The sequence below is a fragment of the Afipia sp. GW821-FHT04G03 genome (genome assembly GCF_059419985.1).
The window spans coordinates 364759-386450 of sequence record NZ_JBWKSV010000004.1 but is presented as its reverse complement, the minus strand read 5'-3'; the positions used below and the strand labels follow the sequence as shown (position 1 = coordinate 386450).

20 protein-coding genes and 1 tRNA gene are annotated in these 21692 nt (G+C 61.5%); 12 read left to right on the top strand and 9 right to left on the bottom strand.

Annotation, left to right across the window (positions count from 1 at the left end; translation table 11 throughout):
• The first annotated feature begins 125 nt into the window (after positions 1-125).
• Complete coding sequence (locus AC07UB_RS19950; RefSeq protein WP_492792054.1) at positions 126-1763, top strand: glycosyltransferase family 39 protein; 1638 nt, start codon at positions 126-128, stop codon at positions 1761-1763.
• Here the strand turns inward: AC07UB_RS19950 and pgeF are convergent.
• Genes pgeF through lgt form a run of 3 tightly spaced genes read right to left on the bottom strand, consistent with a single transcriptional unit; the run spans position 1760 to position 4557 of the window.
• Positions 1760-2527 (bottom strand): peptidoglycan editing factor PgeF, encoded by a 768-nt coding sequence (gene pgeF / locus AC07UB_RS19945; RefSeq protein WP_492792055.1) that lies wholly within the window; start codon positions 2525-2527, stop codon positions 1760-1762. The two genes, AC07UB_RS19950 and pgeF, sit on opposite strands and share 4 nt — an antisense overlap.
• Positions 2524-3660 carry a class I SAM-dependent methyltransferase gene (locus AC07UB_RS19940; RefSeq protein WP_492792056.1) on the bottom strand — a complete coding sequence of 379 codons (1137 nt, stop codon included), beginning with the start codon at positions 3658-3660 and terminating at the stop codon, positions 2524-2526. Before AC07UB_RS19940 ends, pgeF begins: the two co-directional genes overlap by 4 nt.
• Before the next feature lie 51 nt (positions 3661-3711).
• Entirely contained in the window at positions 3712-4557 is an 846-nt protein-coding gene (gene lgt / locus AC07UB_RS19935) for a prolipoprotein diacylglyceryl transferase (protein WP_492792057.1), read from the bottom strand.
• Between the two features lie 122 nt (positions 4558-4679).
• Between lgt and AC07UB_RS19930 the strand changes: the two genes are divergently transcribed.
• Positions 4680-4943, top strand: coding sequence for an accessory factor UbiK family protein (locus tag AC07UB_RS19930; protein WP_492792058.1), 264 nt, complete (start codon positions 4680-4682; stop codon positions 4941-4943).
• 50 nt (positions 4944-4993) lie between these two features.
• Here the strand turns inward: AC07UB_RS19930 and AC07UB_RS19925 are convergent, their stop codons facing one another.
• Both AC07UB_RS19925 and AC07UB_RS19920 read right to left on the bottom strand, forming a co-directional pair.
• Complete coding sequence (locus AC07UB_RS19925) at positions 4994-6001, bottom strand: Bug family tripartite tricarboxylate transporter substrate binding protein (RefSeq protein ID WP_494653909.1); 1008 nt, start codon at positions 5999-6001, stop codon at positions 4994-4996.
• A 155-nt stretch (positions 6002-6156) separates the two neighbouring features.
• Positions 6157-7251, bottom strand: a complete 1095-nt coding sequence (locus AC07UB_RS19920; protein ID WP_492792060.1) for an HD-GYP domain-containing protein — start codon at positions 7249-7251, stop codon at positions 6157-6159.
• Positions 7252-7446: 195 nt separating this feature from the next.
• Between AC07UB_RS19920 and AC07UB_RS19915 the strand changes: the two genes are divergently transcribed.
• The 3 genes from AC07UB_RS19915 to AC07UB_RS19905 all read left to right on the top strand — a co-directional run bounded on the left by AC07UB_RS19915 (position 7447) and on the right by AC07UB_RS19905 (position 9179).
• Positions 7447-8502: an acyltransferase family protein gene (locus tag AC07UB_RS19915; protein ID WP_494653912.1), complete on the top strand. Its 1056-nt coding sequence runs from the start codon at positions 7447-7449 to the stop codon at positions 8500-8502.
• Positions 8503-8598: 96 nt separating this feature from the next.
• A complete protein-coding gene (locus tag AC07UB_RS19910; RefSeq protein WP_492792062.1) occupies positions 8599-8964 on the top strand; it encodes a hypothetical protein in 366 nt (121 codons plus the stop codon).
• A 138-nt stretch (positions 8965-9102) separates the two neighbouring features.
• Positions 9103-9179, top strand: a tRNA-Met gene (locus AC07UB_RS19905).
• A gap of 146 nt (positions 9180-9325) precedes the next feature.
• On the opposite strand, the gene AC07UB_RS19900 is transcribed toward AC07UB_RS19905, so the two are convergent.
• Positions 9326-10303, bottom strand: a complete 978-nt coding sequence (locus tag AC07UB_RS19900) for a Bug family tripartite tricarboxylate transporter substrate binding protein (RefSeq protein ID WP_494653914.1) — start codon at positions 10301-10303, stop codon at positions 9326-9328.
• A gap of 312 nt (positions 10304-10615) precedes the next feature.
• On the opposite strand from AC07UB_RS19900, the gene AC07UB_RS19895 reads away from it, so the two are divergent.
• Positions 10616-11803: an acyl-CoA dehydrogenase family protein gene (locus AC07UB_RS19895; RefSeq protein WP_494653916.1), complete on the top strand. Its 1188-nt coding sequence runs from the start codon at positions 10616-10618 to the stop codon at positions 11801-11803.
• Here AC07UB_RS19895 and AC07UB_RS19890 read toward each other — a convergent pair.
• A complete protein-coding gene (locus AC07UB_RS19890) occupies positions 11794-12474 on the bottom strand; it encodes a GntR family transcriptional regulator (RefSeq protein WP_494653918.1) in 681 nt (226 codons plus the stop codon). The genes AC07UB_RS19895 and AC07UB_RS19890 overlap by 10 nt on opposite strands.
• Before the next feature lie 177 nt (positions 12475-12651).
• On the opposite strand from AC07UB_RS19890, the gene AC07UB_RS19885 reads away from it, so the two are divergent.
• The 3 genes from AC07UB_RS19885 to AC07UB_RS19875 all read left to right on the top strand — a co-directional run bounded on the left by AC07UB_RS19885 (position 12652) and on the right by AC07UB_RS19875 (position 15857).
• Positions 12652-13452: a phytanoyl-CoA dioxygenase family protein gene (locus tag AC07UB_RS19885; protein WP_492792066.1), complete on the top strand. Its 801-nt coding sequence runs from the start codon at positions 12652-12654 to the stop codon at positions 13450-13452.
• 114 nt (positions 13453-13566) lie between these two features.
• Entirely contained in the window at positions 13567-14877 is a 1311-nt protein-coding gene (locus AC07UB_RS19880) for an NAD(P)H-dependent oxidoreductase (RefSeq protein WP_494653920.1), read from the top strand.
• Positions 14878-15005: 128 nt separating this feature from the next.
• Positions 15006-15857: an alpha/beta fold hydrolase gene (locus AC07UB_RS19875; protein ID WP_494653922.1), complete on the top strand. Its 852-nt coding sequence runs from the start codon at positions 15006-15008 to the stop codon at positions 15855-15857.
• Here AC07UB_RS19875 and AC07UB_RS19870 read toward each other — a convergent pair.
• Together AC07UB_RS19870 and AC07UB_RS19865 are read right to left on the bottom strand one after the other, a co-directional pair.
• On the bottom strand, positions 15847-16209 hold the full coding sequence (locus tag AC07UB_RS19870) for a nuclear transport factor 2 family protein (protein ID WP_492792069.1): 363 nt from the start codon (positions 16207-16209) through the stop codon (positions 15847-15849). The genes AC07UB_RS19875 and AC07UB_RS19870 overlap by 11 nt on opposite strands.
• A gap of 172 nt (positions 16210-16381) precedes the next feature.
• Positions 16382-16597 carry a CsbD family protein gene (locus AC07UB_RS19865; protein WP_492792070.1) on the bottom strand — a complete coding sequence of 72 codons (216 nt, stop codon included), beginning with the start codon at positions 16595-16597 and terminating at the stop codon, positions 16382-16384.
• A 124-nt stretch (positions 16598-16721) separates the two neighbouring features.
• Here AC07UB_RS19865 and AC07UB_RS19860 point away from each other — a divergent pair, with 124 nt between their 5' ends.
• From AC07UB_RS19860 to AC07UB_RS19850, 3 genes are all read left to right on the top strand, one after another.
• A complete protein-coding gene (locus AC07UB_RS19860) occupies positions 16722-17243 on the top strand; it encodes a cupin domain-containing protein (protein ID WP_492792071.1) in 522 nt (173 codons plus the stop codon).
• Between the two features lie 166 nt (positions 17244-17409).
• On the top strand, positions 17410-18519 hold the full coding sequence (locus AC07UB_RS19855) for an efflux RND transporter periplasmic adaptor subunit (RefSeq protein WP_492792072.1): 1110 nt from the start codon (positions 17410-17412) through the stop codon (positions 18517-18519).
• An 18-nt stretch (positions 18520-18537) separates the two neighbouring features.
• On the top strand, positions 18538-21678 hold the full coding sequence (locus AC07UB_RS19850) for an efflux RND transporter permease subunit (protein WP_494653925.1): 3141 nt from the start codon (positions 18538-18540) through the stop codon (positions 21676-21678).
• The last annotated feature ends 14 nt before the right edge of the window (positions 21679-21692 follow it).

Sequence of the window (21692 nt, the reverse complement as noted above, 5' to 3'; positions counted from 1 at the left end):
GCATTAAGGTCTAGGGCGTGCCCCGCAGCCGCAAAATCGGAATGCCTCAAAACGTGTCGGATTTGGCTTTTACTGGGGTTCGGGATTCGATAGAAAACGCGAAGTTCTTCGGATGATTTTCAAAAATGTTCATTGATGCGGCTGCCACCGCAGCCAAGCCTGGCTGGCGGAGGCCTTTTGAGCGTTGGCTGAACGGCGTCGAGCGAGGCTGGGCGATTCCGGCGCTGCTGATCGGCTTTGTCGCGATCTGGATGGCGTTTTTGATCATCGCCTATCAGGGCGGAAATCTGCATCCCGATACTCTCGAAACCTGGTCAGTCGGCCGCGAGCTCGCCTGGGGTAATCCCAAGCATCCGCCACTGATGGGATGGTTGGCATACGCCTGGTCGTATTTTTTTCCACTGGCCGACTGGTCTTTCTATCTTCTGGCGATGGTGAACTCAGCGGTCGCCTTATGGGCCGTCGATCTAACGGCCCGTCGCTTTGTGCGCGGCGATGGCCGGGCGATCATCCTGTTGTTGGTTTTGTTGCTGCCCGCCTATCAGTTTCACGCGCAACGCTTCAATGCCAACACTGTCCTGCTGGCGACCTGGCCGATCGCGGTTTACTGCTTTCTTCGCTCGTTCGAAAGCCGTGCTTTCATCTGGGCTGCGGCGGCAGGCGCGGCTGCTGCGGTGGCGATGCTCGGAAAATACTATTCGATCATTCTAATTGCCGGGTTCGCCGTTGCGGCAATCGCCCACCCCCAGCGGCGCGCCTATTTCACGTCCTTCACGCCGTGGATATCGGGGCTCAGCGGCCTCCTGGTGCTCAGCCCGCATCTTTGGTGGCTGTTCACCACAGGCTATGCGCCGTTCGGATATGCCGTGAATGCTCATGGCGTCCTGTCTCGGGAGATCGCTATCCGGGAGGCCGGCATGTTCCTGGTGGGCATTGCTGCTTATCTGGCGTTGCCGGCGCTGGCCTGGGCCCTCATGATCAGATCGAATTTTAAAAGCATGGTTTCGAATCTGAGGAATCTAGACTCGGGACTGATCCTGCTGGCTTGGATTTTTGCCACGACCACGCTGCTGCCGCCGATCATCAGCATTTTGCTGCAGACCGATCTGCCGCCGATCTGGAATTTGCAGGCCCTGTTTCTCGGCGTGGTGATCGTTGTTGCCGCAGCGAAGTTCGCAATCGACCGTTTCGATTCAGTCAATCTATCGGCGGCTGTTTCGGCATTTCTCCTCGCCTGCGTGGTCGCTGCGCCATTTCATGCGTTTTATCGCAATACGCATCCTTATGATCTCAACCGTAATTTTCTGAGCGCAGCGGCGCTCGAGATGAACCGCCGCTGGCATCAGGAGACCAACGAACCGTTCACGGCGGTCAGCGGAGATGACAGCCTTGCTTTTGCAGCGGCGTTCTACGCACCCGATCACCCGGTCTATCGCCGGCCTTTCCAGTTTCAGGGCACATGGGGAATGCCGCGTTCATCGACGCTGGAAAAGGGCTGGGCGGCGATGTGTTTTTCGGACGATGGGGTCTGCACGGACTGGATGCATCGGGTCGCGGAAATTCCGGACGCCGTTCTCTGGTCGGAATTTAGCTTGCAGGCGACATTTTGGGGACGTCCGGGCGTCACGACAAAAATCGCTGTCATGATCGTGCCACCGCATAGACGGCAACCTTCCGAACCAGCATCAATCCGGGAGGATGAGAAGATCGAGGACTTCGGCGCTAGCCGTCGTATGCATCGCCGGAGCGAGGCACCGCGCTAGCCGTCCAGCACGATCGCATGGATGTTGCGGCCGTAGTCCGGCTCCTTGCGATGAACCGAGCGGCGATAGCTGAAGAAGCGTTCGTCCGGGTAGGTGTCGACGCCGGTGTCGTCGATCATCAGGATGCCGGCGCGCTCCAGCCGCAGCCTTATATAGCCTCCGAGATCGAACATCGAATGCTCCGCGCGCGCCGACGGCCGGAAGAATCGCGCGTTGTCCTGGTCAGTTTCCGTGAAGCGTGTGACGAACTCCGCGCCGACCTCGTAGCTTTGCTGCCGGATCAGGGGGCCGATGGCCGCAATCATGGTTGCGCGGGACGCGCCGAGATTTTCCATCGCCGCGATCGTGTTCTCAAGCACGCCGCCGAATGCGCCCTTCCAGCCGGCGTGGGCCGCGCCGATCACATGCGCCGCGGGATCGGCGAACAGGACCGGGCCGCAATCGGCCGCGGTGACGCCGATGGCGAGGCCCGGCACTTTCGTGACCATGGCGTCAGCGCGTGGGCGTGATGCGGTGTCCCACGGCGCTGTTGCGACTGCCACATCTGGAGAGTGAATCTGGAACACGGTGAGAAATTGCGCGGGCTGAACGCCGAGATGCTCCGCCATGCGCCGCCGGTTCTCGGTGACGTGCGCTGGATCGTCATTCGAGCCGACGCCGCCATTGAGACTTGCATAGAGCCCGGTGGAAACGCCGCCTTCGCGCGTGAAGAACGCATGGCGCAAGCCGGGGACGGCCGACAGCAGCGACGACCCGAACGTCATGATTTCGATGCTCCGCCAGACGCAGCGTTCATCGATCCCTGATCGGACAGCGCTGCCAGCGCCTTGATCGAAGGATCCGAGATGCCGAGCACCTTGAACAGCGAGCCCATGCCTTCGGGGCTCGGGCCGGTGAGGCGGGCGAGGCCAGCCGTAATCAGTTTCTTGCCGTCTTCGGAGGCATTCTTCATCAGCGCCTGCGCGCGGGTCTCGATGCCGAGCCTGTTGAGGAACGCGCCTTGCTCAACCGGGCCGTGAGCACGCGCGCCGACGTCCTCGGCGGCGCGGGCGAGCGCCTGAAAATCCACATGCGCGGTGACGTCGGCATGGCCGGCGTTCCGCAGCGGGTTGGTGAAGTTGTGTTTGGCGACGGCCTGGAAGGTATCGCCGGCGTCGCTGCGCAGATGACCGTAGTCGATAATCAGCGCGGCGCCGCCCTGATCGCGCAGTCTTCGTGCGATGGTCATGATCGCGGTGTCGGACCGCCACTCGAAGATCGCGCCGTTTGGCGCGGCACGCACCAGCGGCGGCAGTAGCACCTCGAAGCGCGGGATCGGATCGCTGGCAACGCCATAGGCGAGAACACCGTCATCGATCTCGACGACGCGCTCGTGCCAGCCGGTCTCCTGCTTGACCGCCTGATGGACCGGCAATGCGTCGAAGAACTCGTTGGCGAGGATGATCGCAGGTCCTTCGGGAACATCATCGATGCTGTCATACCATTCCACATGCGCGGCCTCGGCCAGCTTTACGCGCTGCCTGTCGCGCAGCGTCGGACTGGTCTCGACCAGATGCACGCTGATGGCGTCGTGGAACGCCGGCAGAATCCGGACGGCGCGCAGGGCATCCGCCATCATGGTGCCGCGGCCCGGTCCAAGTTCAATGAACTTGACCTCCTGCGGCATACCCATCGCGTTCCAGACCGAGGCCGCCCACAGTCCGATCAGTTCGCCGAACATCTGGCTGACTTCGGGCGCGGTGATGAAATCGCCGTCGCGGCCGAGCGGATCGCGCCGCAGGTAGTAGCCGTGATCCGGATGCGTCAGGCACATTTGCATGTAGCGCGATACCGGCATCGGCCCGTTCGCGGCGATATGCTTTCGGATCAGGGTTTCAAGGAGCGAATGGTCGGACACGGCAATCTTTCAGGCAGTCGGGAATCGTGAGCGCAGTATGATCTTACGTGATTATGACGCTTTGGCAGACTGTTCATTGAGCGTTCGCGGACCGCGCCGCCATGCAGCGACAATGAATACAAGGCCTGCGAGGATCATCGGAACCGATAGTAACATTCCCATCGTGAGACCGCCCCACAGAAATCCGAGTTGCGGATCTGGCTCGCGGAAAAATTCGCCGGTGATGCGCGCCACGCCGTAAAAGATTGCGAAAGCGCCGATGATGAAGCCGGGCCGCTTCAGCGCGCCGGCACGGATCAGCAGTGCCAATATGATGAACAGTGCAACGCCTTCGAGTCCGGCCTCATAGAGCTGGCTCGGATGACGCGGCAGCGGCCCGCCGTTCGGAAATACCATCGCCCAGGGAACACTGGCGTCGGCGTGACGGCCCCACAACTCGCTGTTGATGAAATTGGCAATGCGTCCGAGCAGCAGGCCAATGGGACCGACCGCGCAGGTGACGTCGCCGAGCGACAGGACCGGGATGTTGCGCTTCCAGCCGAACAGCAGCACCGCGACCACGCAACCCATGAAACCGCCGTGGAACGACATGCCGCCGGTCCACAGTTTAAGGATTTCGGCGGGATGCTCCGCGAAGAAACCGGGATTGTAGAACAGCACGTAGCCGGTGCGGCCACCGAGGATGATTCCCAGCGTCACCCACAGAATGAAGTCGTCGAAATCCAGCACCGTGAACGGGGCCTTGCCGCCCCACAGCCGCTCGCTGCGGATGATCTTGCGCGCATAGAGCCAGCCCAGCACGATGCCGCCGATATAGGCCAGCGCGTACCAGCGGATGACGATCGGCCCGAGGGCGATGGCGACGGGGTCGAAAACAGGGAATGCGATGGTCAACATGGCGGGACGATTTCCGGCGAAAGCCCTTAATCTTGCCGTGTCTTACATCTTGCGTCCCGCCTGCGCCATCACCATTGTCTGGGCAAGCTAGACAGGATATTTCGGCCTTCGGAGTTTTCACGATGACCCAGACCAGCAACCGCTTTTTCGACGAGATCGCGCGCCTGATGAACGACGCCACGGGCGCCGCGCAGGGCGTCAAGCGCGAGGTGGAAACCGTCGTGCGCAATCAGGCCGAACGCATTCTGCGTGATCTCGATCTCGTCAAGCGCGAGGAATTCGAGGCGGTCAAGGATATGGCCCGCCTCGCGCGCGAAGAGAACGAGGCGCTGAAGACGCGCATCGCCGCGCTGGAGAAGAAGATCGGCCCCGTCGCGGAGACGTGAGCGCAAACGAGCGAGCGTCCTTTGTTCGGCGCGAGTAAGTGCGCGCCGCTTCAATCCAGCTTGATGCCGGCGGTCTTGATGACCTTCTCCCACTTCGCGGTTTCGGCGGCCACATAGGCCGCCATCTCCTGCGGCGTGCTTTGCAGCGGATCGATACCGGCCGCGATCAGCTTCTGCTTGATCTCGGGATCGTTGACCGCCTTGAGATACGCTTCACGCAGCTTTGTTACGATGTCGGGCGATACTTTCGCGGGCGCTGAAAATCCCTGCCATGCCCACGCCTCGAATCCGGGAACGTCGGCGGCGACAGCAGGCACGCCGGGCAGGCCGTAGAACTCGCCGGGCGAGCAAACCGCGATGGCCTTGATCGACTTCAGGCTGAGTTGCGAGCGCGCACTGGCGAAATCGACGAACATCATTCCGATCTGGCCGCCCGCAAGATCCTGCAGTGCCGGTCCCGCGCCCTTATAGGGAACGTGGTTGAGCTTGACGCCCGCCGATTGTGCGAACAGTTCGGCAGCCAGATGAAATGGCGAGCCGACGCCCGCGCTCGCATAGTCGATGGCGCCCGGCGTCTTCTTCGCGGCGTCAATCAACTCCTTGACCGAGCCGACATTGAGCTTGTCGGTATTGACCAGCAGAACGATCGCGAAACGGCCGGTCAGCGAAATCGGCGCGAAGTCCTTTTGTGGATCGTAGTTCAGCTTCTGATAGAGGCTTCTGTTCGAGGCATAGGTTGAGGTGTCGCCGAGCAGGAAAGTGTAGCCGTCGGGATCGGCTTTTGCCGCAGCTTCGGCGCCGATCTGTGTGCCCGCACCCGGGCGATTTTCCACCACGATCTGCTGACCGAGGGTCGCGCTCATCGATGTCGCCGCCAGCCGCGCGAAGAAATCGGTGCCGCCGCCCGCGGCGTAAGGAACGATGAGATGAACCGGCCGCGCCGGATAGGCCGCCTGCGCGAAGGCCGGCGCAGCCGAGCCCGCGGCGGTGAAACCCGCGCCGAGCGCGGCAGCGGCGGTCATGAATGAGCGGCGGGTCAGCGATGGATCGAACGGCATGGCGATTCTCCCGGTGCAGCCGATGCGTTGCCGGCCGCGTTCAATTAGTTGCACGTGCATCTAATCGCGGGAGGGCGGCAAAATCAACATCTTCGGGAGACGCACGACCTTCGACAGCCGGGACGGCGGCCTTCAAGGACAATCTGGCGGTTAGGCTACATCCCGAGCGCCACGGGCCGGAATGCCTGCCGCAGCGCGCCGTCGAGCTTGCCGTCCATCAATTCCAGAATTGCGAAGGCCTGTTCCGGCATCATCCCGTGCGTTTCGGCGTCGGGTTCGAGCAGCGTGGCATAAGTGTCCACCAGCGTGATGATGCGAACGATATCGCTGATGCGCGAGCCGCGAAGGCCGTCGGGATAGCCGGTGCCGTCGAGCATTTCGTGGTGATGCAGCACGGCGTCGAGCACTTCGCCGGGAAATCCGCGCTGATCTCTCAGCGCGTTGTAACCGAGCCGCGTATGCTGGGCGAGAATGGCGTTTTCCTCGTCCGTCAGCGCCCCCTTCTTGTCGAGGATGGGGACCGGGACGAATGCCTTGCCGACGTCATGGAGCAAGGCCGCGCGGGTCAGGCGGCGCTGATCGTCTTCGCGCATTCCCAGATGCTGTGCGAACGCGACGGCGTAGCCGGTGACATGCAGCGTGTGGCGATAGCTCCTGTTGTGATGCTTGTTGACGGCGACGAGCCACTGCCGCAGCGAGCAGCGTTTCAGCGCGCGCAGGATCTGCGTTTCCGCCTGCATGACATCATCGAGCGTCAGCGGAATGCCCGCGGGCAGCCGCCGGAAAATCTTGGACATTACGACCAGCGCCGCGGTGACGCCGTTGCTCAGGAATCGCGCGTCGGTGGTGCGCTCGTCCTCGGGCGTCTCCGGAAATACATTGCGGATGCGATGCAGGATGCTTTCCGGGTCGAACGGCCGCTCGATCGTATCGGTCGCGCCCAGCGCCCAGGCTTGCGTCGGCCCGTGATGAAGTGAACCCGCCAGCACGAACAGCCGCGGCAACGACTGATAGGCCTCGCGGGTCAGCTTGCTTCGGACGCGCTGCACGGTGGCGGCGGATGTGAGGTCGATGTCGATGATAACGCCGGCGAAGTCGCTGGCCGGATGATCGGGTAGGTCGTAGATCGAGATCGATTCCACGCTGCCTGCGTTCTCCAGAATGCGCGCGAGTTCGCCGCTCTGGTCCTCACAGTCCGATGCGAGCAGCAGACGTCTCGTTGTCTGCGGGAGTTCTGCCAGGGCAGCCATTTCGTCCTCTGCGGGGCGTTCGGTAGATATGCACCCAGGACGTGTACCAAAAACCCGGTTCCCGATTCTTAACAGTTATCCTTAACGAGCCTTAATGACGGAGGTCACGCAGCCGTGGTTTCCGCTTGCCGCATCTTTAATGGAGTTTGAATCAGGTTTGGCCGCCATCGCCGGTCTCAAAAGCTTCAGCCGATCATGCCGAAAATCCTGTCCATCCAGTACCTGCGCGCCGCCGCCGCCCTGATGGTGGTGTTTTTCCATGCCGACGGCATGGCGCTTGAGTATTTCCATTCGGGCTGGCCGTCGTTCGGTGCGGCGGGCGTTGATATATTTTTTGTTATCAGCGGTTTCATCATGTGGATCACGACCGCGTCGGCGCGGACCACGCCGGCCTCTTTCGTTGTCAGCAGGATCATTCGCGTGGTGCCGCTGTATTGGGTGATGACCCTGCTGCTCTATATGGGCTGGATGGTGTTCCGCGATGCCGCGTCGTTGCCGCCGGTGTGGAATCTCATCCGGTCGCTGCTGTTCATTCCCTTCGTATCGCCACGAACGGGGGACATTCAGCCACTGCTGATCGCTGGCTGGACCCTCAATTTCGAGATGTTCTTCTATGCGGTGTTTGCTTGCGGGCTTCTGCTCGTGCGGCAGCATCGCGCGCTGTTCGTCTGCGCGGTCCTCGGCGGACTTGTCGCATTGCCGCTGGTTGTTACGCCGTCGGGCGCCGCTGCGCTGACCTATACCAGCCCGCTGCTGATCGAGTTCATGATCGGGTGTCTGCTCGGCATCATGTATGAGCGCAATGCACTGCCCCGTCCGGCCGTGGCGGCGTTTCTGATCGTCATCGGATTCGGTCTGTTGCTGACCTCAAACATGCTGCCGGCGGCGAACCTCACCGCCGTCCGGCTTTTTCATTGGGGCCTGCCTGCGTTCCTGATCGTCACCGGAGCGCTCGGGCTCGAACCGGTATTGAAGGAATGGCGTTTGCCGATGCTGCTCGGCGATGCATCGTATTCGATCTATCTCACGCATGGCGCTGCACTCGCGATGCTCAAGACCATCGTTCTGATGGAGGGAGCAGGCGCGAGCCCGGCGGTGACAGCGGCTTTCGTGGTGATCGGTTGTGTTGCGAGTGTGCTGACGGGAATTGCGGTGTTTCACGCGGTGGAGAAGCCACTGGTTGCGGGCTGCAAGGCACTGGTGATGTCATTTCGGCTGACGCCTTCAGCGGCCGGTGGGCGAACCCTCTAGTACCCACGCGCGCCGTGGTTCCGCCGTTGGGGCATGAGCCCCATTGATTGATGCGATAATCCCGGAACATCCTCGCGCTGAGGCTGTTTCTCTCTGATGAAAATGAAATTCCCGATCGTTGCCGGCTGCGCGCTGGCGCTGCTGCCTGTCGTGGCGTTTGCGCAGGCTCCTCCTGCACCGGCGACGCCGCCCGCGCAGACCGCGCCGCCAAATCCCGACCGTGCAGCGTCGAACTGCGCGCCGACCGAAACTGTACCGGAGGGAGGCACCGTCGCCCCGCGCGGCACCACAACCGGCCGGGCTGAGTCCCTCGGGGACAAGCTTGCGAAATCGGACGGTGTGCTGTGCCCACCGCCTGGTGTCGATCCGGAAATGCACGCGCCGACACCGCAGGGCGGCACCATGCCTGTGATTCCGCCGCCTGGTAGCCCCGGCGGCGATCCGTCGGTGCGGCCGAAATGAGGCTTTTCGGCCCATGGATGCCGGCAAATGTGCCTGCAACGCCAATCAGATGGTATCCTTGGCAGTCATTGCTTGACAGGCATTTGGGTGACTTCTTATATGCCGCCGTTCGCGACCGCGAAGGCGGCATGAACGTGTGGCGAGGTAGCTCAGCTGGTTAGAGCACGGGAATCATAATCCTGGGGTCGGGGGTTCGAGTCCCTCTCTCGCTACCACCAACCCGCATAACCTCTTGAAATCAAATAGCTAGCCATTCGCTCGGTCATGTGAAGTCCATGATCGAACTTAAATCCCGGTTTGATCACCGAGGAAAAGCGGATGCCGCTGAAAATTTGACAACAGCGGACAACACTCGCTCAGATCAATCCACCTTTGCGCCAGCGAATTTGACCACCTTGGCCCACTTGTCGGTTTCATCCCCGATGAGTTTTTTGAAATCCGCAGGCGATCCGGACAACTCCATTGCGCCAAGCTCCCTGAACCGGGACTTCAATTTCGGGTCGGCAAGTACCGAGTTGATCTCCTTGTTCAGCTTGTCGATGATCTCGGGCGGCGTGCTCTTCGGCGCGCCGATGCCGTACCAGGCGCTTGCCTCATAGCCGGGTAAATAGTCGGCAACGAGAGGCAGATCGGGCAACACCTCGGAGCGCGTCAGGCTCGTTACGGCGAGGCCTCGCAACTTGCCCGACCTGACATGCTCTAAAGAGGTCGGAATGTTGTCGAACATCACCTGCACCTGACCACCGATCATATCCGTGAGCGCCGGGGCCGAGCCCCGATAGGCCACGTGCACCATATTGATGCCGGTCAGCATCTTGAAGAGTTCGCCGGACATGTGAATTGTCGAGCCGTTGCCGGACGATGCCATATTGAGCTTGCCGGGATTTTCTTTCGCGTAGGCGATGAGTTCGGGAATCGTTTTTATCGGCAGTGAAGGGTTCACCACCACAACGTTCGGAAAACGATTAAGGCCAGCGACCGGCTCGATGTCCTTGATGAAATCGAAGCTGAGCTTGCTGTAGAGCGTCGCGTTGATGGCGGCTGCGGGCGGCACGAGCAGAAGGGTGTAGCCGTCAGGATCCGCGCGCACGACAGCTTCGGTCGCAATGTTGGTGCCACCGCCGGGACGATTCTCGATCACGAATTGCTGGCCGAGCTTTTCCGAAAGCCATTGGCCTATCAACCGTGCTGTGATGTCTGCGGAGCCGCCGGGAGTGTATCCAACGAGGATGCGAACAGGCCGGGATGGATAGACTTCCGCATGAGCGATTCTGGAGAATGCCGGCAGTGCTGCAATTCCCGTGGCCACTTGCAGAAATTTACGACGATGCAGTTTCATATCGCCTCTTCCAAAATGAATTCCACCAAGCGGAACTGCGAAATTACATCAGCTTCGCGCCGGAGTTAAAAGCGATATCTGTTCGCTAACCGTCGATTGGGCTGCGGGCCATCTCATCTGTCTCGCAACTGCGAACTGAGAAAAGTTAGGTGCTTGGCGCGGCCAGCACATTGAGCATTCGACACCATCGCGACGTTGCAATGACGACCGACTGTTTGGTTGGCCACGCGTGGACCATTGGCATCCACCGTATAATGTATGACATACCGGTTTGATCGCCTCGCACCGACACCTGCCTCTCGGAAAGAATCCATGAGTTTATCGCAGACCAACGAATTCGAGCCGTCGAACGATCATGATGTCATTCGTGAAGGCGTTCGCTCGGTGGTCACGCGCTTCGGCGATGACTACTGGCTGGCGCGCGACGAGGACGGCGTGTTTCCGTCCGAATTCCATCGCGCGATGGCGGACGCAGGCTGGCTCGGCATCACCATGCCGGAGGAGTATGGCGGCGCGGGGCTCGGTGTGACGGAAGCCGCGATCATGATGCACGAGGTCGCGAGCCACGGCGGCGGCATGGCTTCAGCGTCCGCGGTTCATATCAACCTGTTCGGGCCGCATCCGATTGTCGTGAAGGGAACGCCGGAGCAGAAAGCGCGCTGGGTTCCTCGGTTGGTCTCCGGCGACGATCAGTGCTGCTTCGGCTTTACAGAACCGGACGCCGGACTGAACACGACACGCATCAAGACATTCGCGCAGAAGGTGCCGGGCGGCTACGTCGTTCACGGACAAAAGGTCTGGACCTCGACCGCGCAGGTCGCGAACAAGATCATGCTGCTGACGCGGACCACGAAATATGAGGACTGCGCGCGCCCGACCGATGGCATCACGATCTTCTACACCGATCTCGACCGCGCGAAGATCGATGTCCATCGCATTCCGAAGATGGGTCGCAAGGCCGTGGACTCGAATTCGATTTTCATCGACGGTCTCTTCATTCCAGAGTCCGATCGCATCGGCGAGGAAGGCAAGGGCTTCTCATACATCCTGCATAGCCTCAATCCGGAGCGGATTCTGATCGCGGCCGAGGCGATTGGCATCGGACAGGATGCCCTGCGCCGCGCGGCGAAATATGCGCGCGAGCGTGTCGTGTTCGATCGTCCCATTGGACAAAATCAGGGCATTCAGCATCCGCTTGCCGAGAAATGGATGTATCTCGAGTCAGCCTGGCAAATGGCGATGCGCGCTGCATGGCTTTACGATCATGACGCGCCGTGTGGCGCGGAAGCCAACAGCGCGAAATTCCTCGGCGCGCGCGCGGGCTACGATGCCGCGTGGCAGGCGATCGCGACCCATGGCGGTTTCGGATACGCCAAGGAGTATCATGTCGAGCGGCTGTTCCGCGAAGTCTGCATCACGCGGCTCGCCCCGATCACGGAGCAACTGATCCTGAGCTTTATCGCCGAGAAGGTGCTCGACCTGCCGAGAAGTTATCCGTGACCCGGCGCTGATTTCGGCCCGGCCTCGTCGGCCGTCCCGACGCGGTCGTAAGCCTCAAGGAGATGACGGCGCATCAGTTCCGCAGCGCCTTCGCCATCACCGCGGATCATGTCCTCGAGAATACGGCCGTGTTCCTTCCAGACGCTGGTCGACATGCCGGGATGACGCAGAACCTTCCCCATCGCGCGGCGCAGATGCTGCCAGTGCAGCCGCATCGTTTCGGCGATCAGGGGATTGCCGGAGAGGTCATAGATAAAAGAGTGGAAGTCCATGTCGGCCTTCAAGGCCGCGCCGGCATCGCCGGTCGCGACCACATCGCGGCCATGCTCGACCAGTGCGCGCCCGCGCGCGATCGCCTCTTTGGTGAGACGCGGCGTCGCCAGCTTCACCGCGAGCGGCTCGACTGCTGAGCGGAATTGATAAATCGCCTCGAAGAATTCCGGCTCGACCGACGTGACGGTCAATCCTTGACGTCCCTGCGCGAGAAATCCCTGCGCCTTCAAGATTGCCAGAGCGTGCGTCACCGGTTGCCGCGAGACATTGAGGCGCGCGGCGATGTCTTCCTGGGTGAGGCGTTCGCCGGGTTTGAACGTGCCGTCGCACAGGGCATCGAGGATCACCTCATAGGCCTGATCGACCAGACTTTTCGGCGGGGTAAGGGTTTCCAGCACCGTTCCTCCATCGTCGCTGCGCAGCAATATCGTTGTCGCTTGACAGCGGGCGCGGGCGGCAGCAATCTGAGTTTAGAATACTGAATTCAGAATGCAAGAACTGAATACCTCGATCGTGACGGGTGCGGAGCCCGGACCGGTCCGAGACCAAAAAAATCAGATCAGGAAGGGTGCGTCATGAAGTTATCCGCCGAGCAACTCGAGCAGTTTCGGACCGAAGGCTGGCTGTTTCTGCCGGAGCTTTTCAACGCCGAGGAAGTCGATGTCCTGCGGCGCGAAGCCGTGTCGATCTATGACGAGCAACGCCCTGAAGTGTGGCGCGAAAAGAGCGGCGCGCCGCGCACGGCCTTTGCAGCCCATCTTTATAATGAGGCGTTTCGCCTCCTCGGCGCGCATCCGCGCATGATCGATCCGGTCGAGCAGATCTTCGGTGAGAAGGTCTACATGCATCAGTACAAGATCAACGCCAAATCCGCCTTCACCGGCGACGTCTGGCAATGGCATCAGGATTACGGCACCTGGAAGCGCGACGACGGCATGCCGCAGCCGCTCGCGATGAACATCGCTGTGTTCCTCGACGAAGTGCTGCCGATCAACGGGCCGCTGATGCTGGTGCCGAGAAGCCAGAACGCCGGCGACCTCAAGGCGTCGCACGACCTTGCAACCACGTCCTATCCGCTCTGGACGCTCGACGAGGAAACGGTCACGCGCCTCGTGCAGGAAGGCGGCATCGTTGCGCCGACCGGAAAACCCGGCGGCATGCTGATGTTCCACGGCAATCTTGTGCACGGCTCGTCCGGCAACATCACGCCCTATCCGCGCAAGATCGTCTATCTCACGCTGAACTCGGTTTCGAACTACATCCGCACACCGACACGGCCTGAATTCATCGCGCATCGTGATTTCACGCCGATCCAGACGGTGGATGACGACGCGCTGGTGCGTTACGCCCGCAGCCATCGTCAGGCGGCTGAATAGTTTTCGGTCATTGCGAAAGCATTTGCGACGAAGCAATCCAGCAAGTCTGGATTGCTTCGCTTCGCTCGCAATGACGGTATAGACTGATCGTCCCTCCGTCAGAGTTTTAACTCCATGAACCTTCATCACCTTCTCGAAAAGCGCCGTGCGGCGGGGAAACCCGTGCGTGTCGCGCTGATTGGCGCCGGCAAGTTCGGTTCGATGTTTCTCTCACAAGTGCCGCATACGCCGGGGCTTGAAGTGTCCGTCATTGTCGATCTCGATCCGGACCGCGCGCGCGAAGCCTGCCGCACGGTGGGATGGGATGCAGCGCGGATCGCTGCCACGACCTTCACCAAGGATGGCGGCGCCGCGACCGGTGGAAACATCGAAGTCGTGGTGGAAGCGACCGGCAATCCCTCCGTCGGCATTCGTCATGCGCGCGCGGCGATTGCCGCGGGCAAGCATATCGTCATGGTCAATGTCGAAGCCGACGTGCTGGCGGGTCCGTTGCTTGCGGACGAAGCGCGCCGCGCTGGTGTCGTCTATTCGCTCGCCTATGGCGATCAGCCTGCATTGACCGCTGAGATGGTGGACTGGGCGCGCGCCACCGGCTTCAAGGTCGTCGCGGCGGGCAAGGGCACCAAGTATCTGCCGATCTATCACGACGTGACACCCGCCGGGGTCTGGGGCCACTATGGCCTGACCGCCGCAGAAGCGCAGTCCGCGGGCATGAATCCGCAGATGTTCAACTCGTTTCTGGACGGCACCAAGTCCGCCATCGAAATGGCGGCGATCGCCAACGCCACCGGCCTCGACGTGCCGTCAGGCGGCCTGCTGTTTCCCCCGTGCGGCGTCGACGACCTGCCGCATATCATGCGTCCGCGCGACAAGGGCGGCGTGCTTGAAAAATCCGGCGTGGTGGAAGTGGTCTCGTCGCTGGAGCGCGACAGCCGCCCCGTGTTCCGCGATCTGCGCTGGGGCGTCTATGTCGTGCTGGAAGCGCCGAACGATTATGCAGCCGATTGTTTCCGCCAGTATGGTCTGAAGACGGATTCGTCGGGCCGTTATGCGGCGATGTACAAGCCGTATCACCTGATCGGGCTTGAACTGAACATCTCGGTGCTGTCGGCGGCGCTGCGCAATGAGCCGACCGGTCAGCCGCAAGATTTTCGCGGCGACGTCGCGGCCGTTGCAAAGAAGAATCTGCGCGCTGGCGAAATGCTGGACGGCGAGGGCGGCTATACGGTCTGGGGCAAGCTGATGCCGGCAGCGGATAGTCTCAGGGTCGGCGCGTTGCCGATCGGGCTGGCGCATCGGGTCAAGCTGACGAAAGATATCGCGCACGGCGACGTGGTTCGCTGGTCGGACGTGGAGATTGACACCAAGGACGACGCGGTCGTGTTCCGCCGCGCCATGGAGACGAAGTTCGCCCACGCACGCTGAACCGTTTGTGTGATGCTTGCACTGCAAGCGTTGCGCGTCGTGTAACAGTGATACGCAACGCTTGAACCGCGCTGGCAAGAAGACGGCAGCAATGGCTATAGTGCTTTCCGAAGTCGGAGAGATGGCTGATGCCGTATATCGAAGCGTCCGGAGCGAAGCTATATTATGAAGAAACCGGCAGCGGCTATCCGATCATTTTCGTTCACGAGTTCGGAGCGGACTGCCGCGAGTGGGAAAACCAGGTGCGTTATTTCTCGCGCGCCTACCGCTGCATTGCCTACAACGCGCGCGGTTATCCGCCCAGCGATGTTCCCGATGACCTGAATTTGTATGGCTGGGAATTTTCGGCCGATGACATCGCAGCGGTGATGCAGGGCGCCGGGGTCGATCGTGCCCACATCGTCGGTCTCAGCATGGGAGGATATGCGGCGCTTCAGTTCGGCTTGTGGCATCCCGGAAAAGCCTCGGCCATCGTTGCGGCCGGAGCGGGGACGGGATCGCCGCCGTCCACCCGCGAGGCATGGCTCAAGGAAGCGCCGGCCACTTCGCGCGGCTTTATCGAGCGCGGCATGGACGCGATGGCCGATGAGATAGGGCACAGTCCGACCCGTATTCAGCTCAAGCACAAGGATCCGCGCGCCTGGCAGGAATTCGTCGATCACCTGCGCCAGCATTCGCCTCGCGGAATGTCGAACACGATGGCGCGCTATCAGGCGCTGCGGCCGTCACTGCACGATTTTCAGGATCGGTTCGCGAAGCTGACGACGCCGGTACTCCTGGCGGTCGGCGACGAAGATGCGCCCTGCATCGAGACCAATCTGATGTTGAAGGCGGCGATTCCGAGCGCGGGACTGTGGGTGTGTCCGAACACTGGCCATGCCGTCAATCTCGAAGAACCTGCCGCGTTCAATGCGCAGGTGGAAATTTTTCTCAGCGCGGTGGAGCGCGGGACATGGCGCCGCTGGATACCTACCGCGTAACGTGAGCCGAGACAGCGAGCCACTGGCCGCCGCGTTTGGCCCACACGTCTGTGTATCGGCCGCCGCCCGCGCTGCCGTCCGGCATAGTGTAGCTGGTGCGGGCGTGGATGATGGCGAAATCGCCCATCAGGCGGATCATCACGTCCTCAGCTTTAAGATCTGTGATCGTGACCGGCTTCGCGGTCTGGATCAGGAAACCCGCACGATCCACCAGCGAGCGGTCGGGGTTTGAGCAATAGAATTCGGGCGCGAGGATTTCGTCGAAACGGCGAACGTCGGAGGTCTGCACCGAGTCGATGTAGTCGCGATTGAGCGCGAACAGCGTGTCGTGATCGGTCACTTTCATGTCCATCAGCTTGCCTCCCTTGCGCGCCTTGCCGTTGCAATGATGCGAACAATATCCCGGCTGTGGCATTCGGCAAGACCAGACGCCGCACATGGATACGGTGGGTTGCGAAACCGCGCATGAAAAAGACCGGCCCCGAAGGACCGGCCTTTCCCAGTTATCGCGTCGCCAAAACGCATCAGAGCTTTTTGTTCACGAAATCCGCGGCCTTGTCGGCGGCGTCCTTCACTGCTTCCTTGGCATCGCCGACCGCCTTCTGGCCGTGGCCTTTGGCTTCCTGAAGCGCGCCTTCGCCTTTCAGCTTGTCGGAGCCTGTGGCCTCGCCAATACCCTGCTTGGCCTTGCCGATGGCTTCGTTCGTTGCGCCCTTGATCTTGTCGGTGGTACTGCTCATCACAATCTCCTTTACGTGAGTTCGCTGTGACAACGGCCGAGTTGACGGGATGTTCCTCATCTGATGATTTGGCTTTCGAACACGCGCTTGTGACGCGTTGCTGCAATTCGAGAAGGAACAGAGAATGTCGCATGATCATCCGCATGACCACGCGCACCATCATGATCACGCGCACGACGATCAGCGCTGGAAACACGACGGCGTGCGCGTCATCCCCGGCGACCAGCTCGATCCGAATGTTCCTTCCACCGCAGGCATGGACCGCAAGGCCGCGATCAATTTCGCGCGCGTCGGCGCGCAGAAGCTCTGGGCGGGCACGGTGACCATCAAGCCCGATGCGAAAACCGGCGCACACCATCACGGCCATCTCGAAAGCATCATCTATGTGGTGCGTGGCAAGGCGCGGATGCGGTGGGGCGAGAACCTTCAGTTTACCGCGGAAGCCAATCCCGGAGATTTCATTTTCATTCCGCCGTATGTGCCGCATCAGGAAATCAATGCGAGCCCGGACGAGGCGCTGGAGTGCGTGCTGGTGCGCAGCGACGGACAGGCGGTGGCGATCAATCTCGACATCGAGCCGGTGGAAAAGCCGGAGACGGTGCTGTGGGTCGATCCCATTCACCGTGACCCTGCCGAAAAGGCGTAGGGTGCGTCGTTCACGTTTCCTTGCGCAAATGCAGAGGCGGCCCGTCCGGTCCGGAATTGCGGTTCCGGATCAAGTGGTTGCGGTGCATCAAATTGATTAATGACGATTGTTGACAATCGTCAGTCGTTGTAAGAGGGTTGCTGGAGTATCCCAAGGGAGCTCCCAGATGCACCGCGTCCAGAAATTCATTAGCCAGCGCAATAGCTTGGCTGTTCTCGCCTTGATTATCCCCGCACTGGCGCTGGGAGCTTGCAGCAAGCAAGAGGCAGCGGAGGGCGAGAAGGGTCGCCCCGTCCTGGTCGCGACAGTCCACTATTCGTCCCAGTCTCCGGAACGCAGCTTTGTCGGCACGATCCGCCCGCGGGTGGAAACCGACATGGGTTTCCGCGTTCCCGGCAAGGTCGCCAAGCGGCTCGTTGAGGTCGGGCAGGTGGTCGATGTCGGCCAGCCGCTGGCGACGCTCGATGAGGTCGATCTGAAATTGCAGGCCGAGCAGGCCGAAGCCGAATTTCGCGCCGCGACCGGCGTGCTGGCGCAGGCGAGCGCTGCCGAGGGCCGCGCCAAGGAATTGCGCGCGAAAGGCTGGTCCACCGAAGCGCAACTCGATCAGGTCAAGGCGGCCGGCGACGAAGCCCGCGCACGTCTCAACCGGGCCGAACGCTCGGTCGAACTCACCAGGAACAGCTTGTCCTATGCCAGCCTGGAGGCCGACACGCGTGGCGTGGTCACGGCGACGCTGGTCGAGCCGGGGCAGGTGGTCGCGTCGGGGCAGACCGCGATCCGCGTGGCGCGTTCCGCGGAAAAGGAAGCCGTGGTCGCAATCCCCGAAACGCTGGTGAACTTCGCCAAGACCGGCGAGGCCAGCGTGACGCTGTGGTCGGAGCCTGGCAAGAAATACGCGGCGAAACTGCGCGAGATCGCGCCCGCAGCCGACGTCGCGACACGCACGTATCTGGCGAAATTTTCGTTGCCCGGCGCGGACGACGCGGTGTCGCTCGGCATGACGGCGACGCTGACGCTGGCCGACCCCGTAACCGAACGGGTTGCGCGGCTGCCGCTCTCGGCGCTGTTCAGTCAGGGCGACGGTCCGTCGCTCTATGTCGCTGACGCAAAGACCGGCGCGGTGTCGCTGAAGCCGGTGTCGGTTAAAGCCTATGAGACCGCGGACGTCCTGATCACCGGTGGCGTCGAGGAAGGCGCCACGGTGGTGGCGCTTGGCGTGCAGAAGCTCGATCCGGCCCAGAAGGTCCGGGTCGTTTCGTCGCTGTCGTTCTAAAAACCTCACGAGGGTCCGATGAAGCGATTCAATCTTTCCGCGTGGGCTGTCGCGCACCCCACTCTGATTCTATTCTTCATCGTGATGCTCGGCATCGCGGGCTTCTTCTCCTATGAGCGGCTCGGCCGCGCGGAAGACCCGTCCTTCACCATCAAGGTCGTTATCATCAATGCGATCTGGCCCGGCGCCACTGCCGCGGAGATGCAGTCGCAGGTGTCGGACCGTATCGAGAAGAAGCTGCAGGAGCTGCCTTACTTCGACAAGGTGCAGACCTACACCAAGCCGTCGTTCACCGCGATGACGATGTCCTTCAAGGACAACACACCGGCAAAGGACGTGCCGCAACTGTTCTATCAGCTGCGCAAGAAGCTCAGTGACATCAAGGCCGATCTGCCGCCCAACCTGATCGGGCCGAACATCAACGACGAATTCGGCGATGTGGACTCGATCCTTTATATGCTGACGGGTGATGGCGCGGATTACGCCCAGCTCAAGAAGGTGGCTGAGGGTTTGCGCCAGCGCCTGCTGAAGACGCCGGACGTGACCAAGGTCAATCTGTACGGCACGCAGGACGAACGCGTGTTCGTGGAGTTCTCCCACGCCAAGCTCGCGACACTGGGCATCACCACGCAGGCTTTGTTCGATTCGCTCGCCAAGCAGAATGCGGTTGTCCCCGCCGGCACCGTCGAGACCTCGTCGCAGCGCGTGCCGTTGCGCGTCACCGGCGCCTATGACAGCGTCAAGGCGGTCGCGGAAACGCCGGTCGAAGGCAATGGCCGTGTGTTTCGCCTCGGCGATATCGCAACCGTCACCCACGGGTTTGTCGATCCGCCCGACTACCAGATCCGTCAGGAAGGCAAGCCCGCCATTGGTGTCGGCCTGGTCATGGCGAAGGGCGCCAACATTCTGGATCTCGGCGAGACCGTGAAGAAGGCGACCGCGGAATTTATGGCCGCGGTGCCGCAAGGTTTCAACATCGAGCAGATCGCCGATCAGCCGAAAGTCGTTGAGACCGCGGTCAGCGAATTCGTTCACTCCTTCATCGAGGCGCTGGCGATCGTGCTGTTCGTGAGCTTTCTCGCGCTCGGCTGGCGCACCGGCATTGTCGTCGCGCTGTCGGTGCCGCTGGTTCTCGCCATCGTTTTCATCGTCATGAATGCGATGGGGATGGACCTGCATCGCATCACGCTCGGCGCGCTGATTATCGCGCTCGGCTTGCTGGTCGATGACGCCATCATCGCCGTCGAAATGATGGTGGTGAAGATGGAGCAGGGTTGGGACCGCGTGAAAGCGGCATCCTTCGCCTGGGAATCCACCGCGTTTCCGATGCTCACGGGAACGCTGGTCACGGCCGTTGGCTTCCTCCCCATCGGCTTTGCCAATTCGTCCGTCGGCGAATATGCCGGCGGCATCTTCTGGGTCGTGGCGATTGCGCTAGTGGCCTCATGGTTCGTCGCGGTGATCTTCACGCCTTATATCGGCGTCAAGCTGCTGCCGAACTTGGCCAAGGGAAAGCACAGCCACGATCCGCACGCGATCTACGAGACGCGGATGTATCGCGGCCTGCGCAGCGTAATCGAATGGTGCGTGAAGCGGCGCGGCACCGTGGTCCTCGCCACCGTCGGCGTGTTTGCACTGTCGATCGTCGGCTTCACCCATGTGCAGCAGCAGTTCTTCCCGCTGTCGGAACGTCCGGAACTGTTCCTTCAGTTGAGGCTGCCGGAAGGCTCCGCGTTCAACGTCACCAAGGAGAGCGTGAAGAAGGCGGAAGCGCTGCTCAAGGACGACAAGGACATCGTAACCTACACAACCTACATCGGGCAGGGCTCGCCGCGCTTCTGGCTCGGTCTCAATCCGCAATTGCCGAATGAATCGTTCTCAGAAACGGTCATTGTGTCGAAGGACGTCGCTGCGCGCGAGCGCATCAAGACGCGGATCGAGAAGGCGGTTGCCGACGGCGCGTTGTCGGAAGCGCGCGTGCGCGTGGACCGTTTCAACTTTGGTCCGCCGGTCGGCTTCCCGGTTCAGTTCCGGGTCGTGGGCCCCGACACCAAAACCGTGCGCGATATTGCCTACAAGGTGCGTGAGGTCGTGCGCGCTGAAAAGCGTGCCGTCGATCCGCATCTCGACTGGAACGAGCAGACGCCGTACCTCAAACTCGCTGTGGATCAGGATCGCGCCCGCGCGCTCGGCCTGACCCCGCAGGACATTTCGCAGTCGCTGGCGATGCTGATTTCCGGCGTGCAGGTGACGACGCTGCGTGACGGTATCGAGAAGGTCGGCGTGGTCGCCCGCGCCGTGCCGTCGGAACGTCTCGATCTCGGCCGCGTCGGTGATCTCACGATCTATTCGCGTAACGGCGTCGCGGTGCCGCTCTCTCAGGTCGCCAAGATTGAATACGCCCACGAGGAGCCGATCCTGTGGCGGCGTAATCGTGACATGGCGATCACTGTGCGCGCCGACATTGTCGATGGCGTGCAGGCGCCCGACGTGACCAACGCGATCTGGCCCAAACTTCAAGGCATCCGCGACAGCCTTCAGCCAGCCTATCGCATCGAAATAGGCGGCGCGATCGAGGAATCCGAAAAGGGCAATGCGTCGATCAACAAGCTGTTTCCTTTGATGGTGATCGGCATGTTGACGTTGCTGATGATCCAGTTGCAGAGCTTCTCGCGGCTTATTCTGGTGTTCCTCACCGCGCCGCTTGGCATCGTCGGCGCCTCGCTCGGTCTGAACGTCGCCAATAGCCCGTTCGGCTTCGTGGCGTTGCTCGGCCTGATCGCGCTGGCCGGCATGATTATGCGTAATGCGGTGATTCTGGTCGATCAGATCGAAACCGACGTCGAGCACGGCCTGACCCGGCGCGAAGCCATCGTCGAGGCCACGGTTCGCCGGGCGCGGCCGGTGGTTCTCACGGCGCTGGCCGCGATTTTGGCGATGATTCCGCTGTCGCGGTCGGCGTTCTGGGGGCCAATGGCCATCACCATCATGGGTGGATTGTTCGTTGCAACATTCCTGACGCTGCTGTTCCTGCCGGGCCTCTATGCGCTATGGTTCAGGAAGAGTCTGGACGAACGCGGCCCGGGCGAGGCTCAACAGCCGGGCGCGAAGCCCGGCCACCTTCAGCACGCGCCGCCGCTTGCGGCAGCCGCCGAGTAAGAACTGCTGGTACC

Bases quoted from the DNA above. Each gene is read 5' to 3' on its own strand.
- AC07UB_RS19860 (WP_492792071.1), top strand. From the start codon at position 16,722: ATGTCGCATGATCATCCGCATGACCACGCGCACCATCATGATCACGCG.
- AC07UB_RS19850 (WP_494653925.1), top strand. From the start codon at position 18,538: ATGAAGCGATTCAATCTTTCCGCGTGGGCTGTCGCGCACCCCACTCTG.
- AC07UB_RS19920 (WP_492792060.1), bottom strand. From the start codon at position 7,251: ATGGCTGCCCTGGCAGAACTCCCGCAGACAACGAGACGTCTGCTGCTC.
- AC07UB_RS19925 (WP_494653909.1), bottom strand. From the start codon at position 6,001: ATGCCGTTCGATCCATCGCTGACCCGCCGCTCATTCATGACCGCCGCT.
- AC07UB_RS19930 (WP_492792058.1), top strand. From the start codon at position 4,680: ATGACCCAGACCAGCAACCGCTTTTTCGACGAGATCGCGCGCCTGATG.
- AC07UB_RS19865 (WP_492792070.1), bottom strand. From the start codon at position 16,597: ATGAGCAGTACCACCGACAAGATCAAGGGCGCAACGAACGAAGCCATC.
- AC07UB_RS19895 (WP_494653916.1), top strand. From the start codon at position 10,616: ATGAGTTTATCGCAGACCAACGAATTCGAGCCGTCGAACGATCATGAT.
- AC07UB_RS19885 (WP_492792066.1), top strand. From the start codon at position 12,652: ATGAAGTTATCCGCCGAGCAACTCGAGCAGTTTCGGACCGAAGGCTGG.
- AC07UB_RS19855 (WP_492792072.1), top strand. From the start codon at position 17,410: ATGCACCGCGTCCAGAAATTCATTAGCCAGCGCAATAGCTTGGCTGTT.
- AC07UB_RS19915 (WP_494653912.1), top strand. From the start codon at position 7,447: ATGCCGAAAATCCTGTCCATCCAGTACCTGCGCGCCGCCGCCGCCCTG.
- AC07UB_RS19900 (WP_494653914.1), bottom strand. From the start codon at position 10,303: ATGAAACTGCATCGTCGTAAATTTCTGCAAGTGGCCACGGGAATTGCA.
- pgeF (WP_492792055.1), bottom strand. From the start codon at position 2,527: ATGACGTTCGGGTCGTCGCTGCTGTCGGCCGTCCCCGGCTTGCGCCAT.
- AC07UB_RS19950 (WP_492792054.1), top strand. From the start codon at position 126: ATGTTCATTGATGCGGCTGCCACCGCAGCCAAGCCTGGCTGGCGGAGG.
- lgt (WP_492792057.1), bottom strand. From the start codon at position 4,557: ATGTTGACCATCGCATTCCCTGTTTTCGACCCCGTCGCCATCGCCCTC.
- AC07UB_RS19875 (WP_494653922.1), top strand. From the start codon at position 15,006: ATGCCGTATATCGAAGCGTCCGGAGCGAAGCTATATTATGAAGAAACC.
- AC07UB_RS19870 (WP_492792069.1), bottom strand. From the start codon at position 16,209: ATGGACATGAAAGTGACCGATCACGACACGCTGTTCGCGCTCAATCGC.
- AC07UB_RS19910 (WP_492792062.1), top strand. From the start codon at position 8,599: ATGAAAATGAAATTCCCGATCGTTGCCGGCTGCGCGCTGGCGCTGCTG.
- AC07UB_RS19880 (WP_494653920.1), top strand. From the start codon at position 13,567: ATGAACCTTCATCACCTTCTCGAAAAGCGCCGTGCGGCGGGGAAACCC.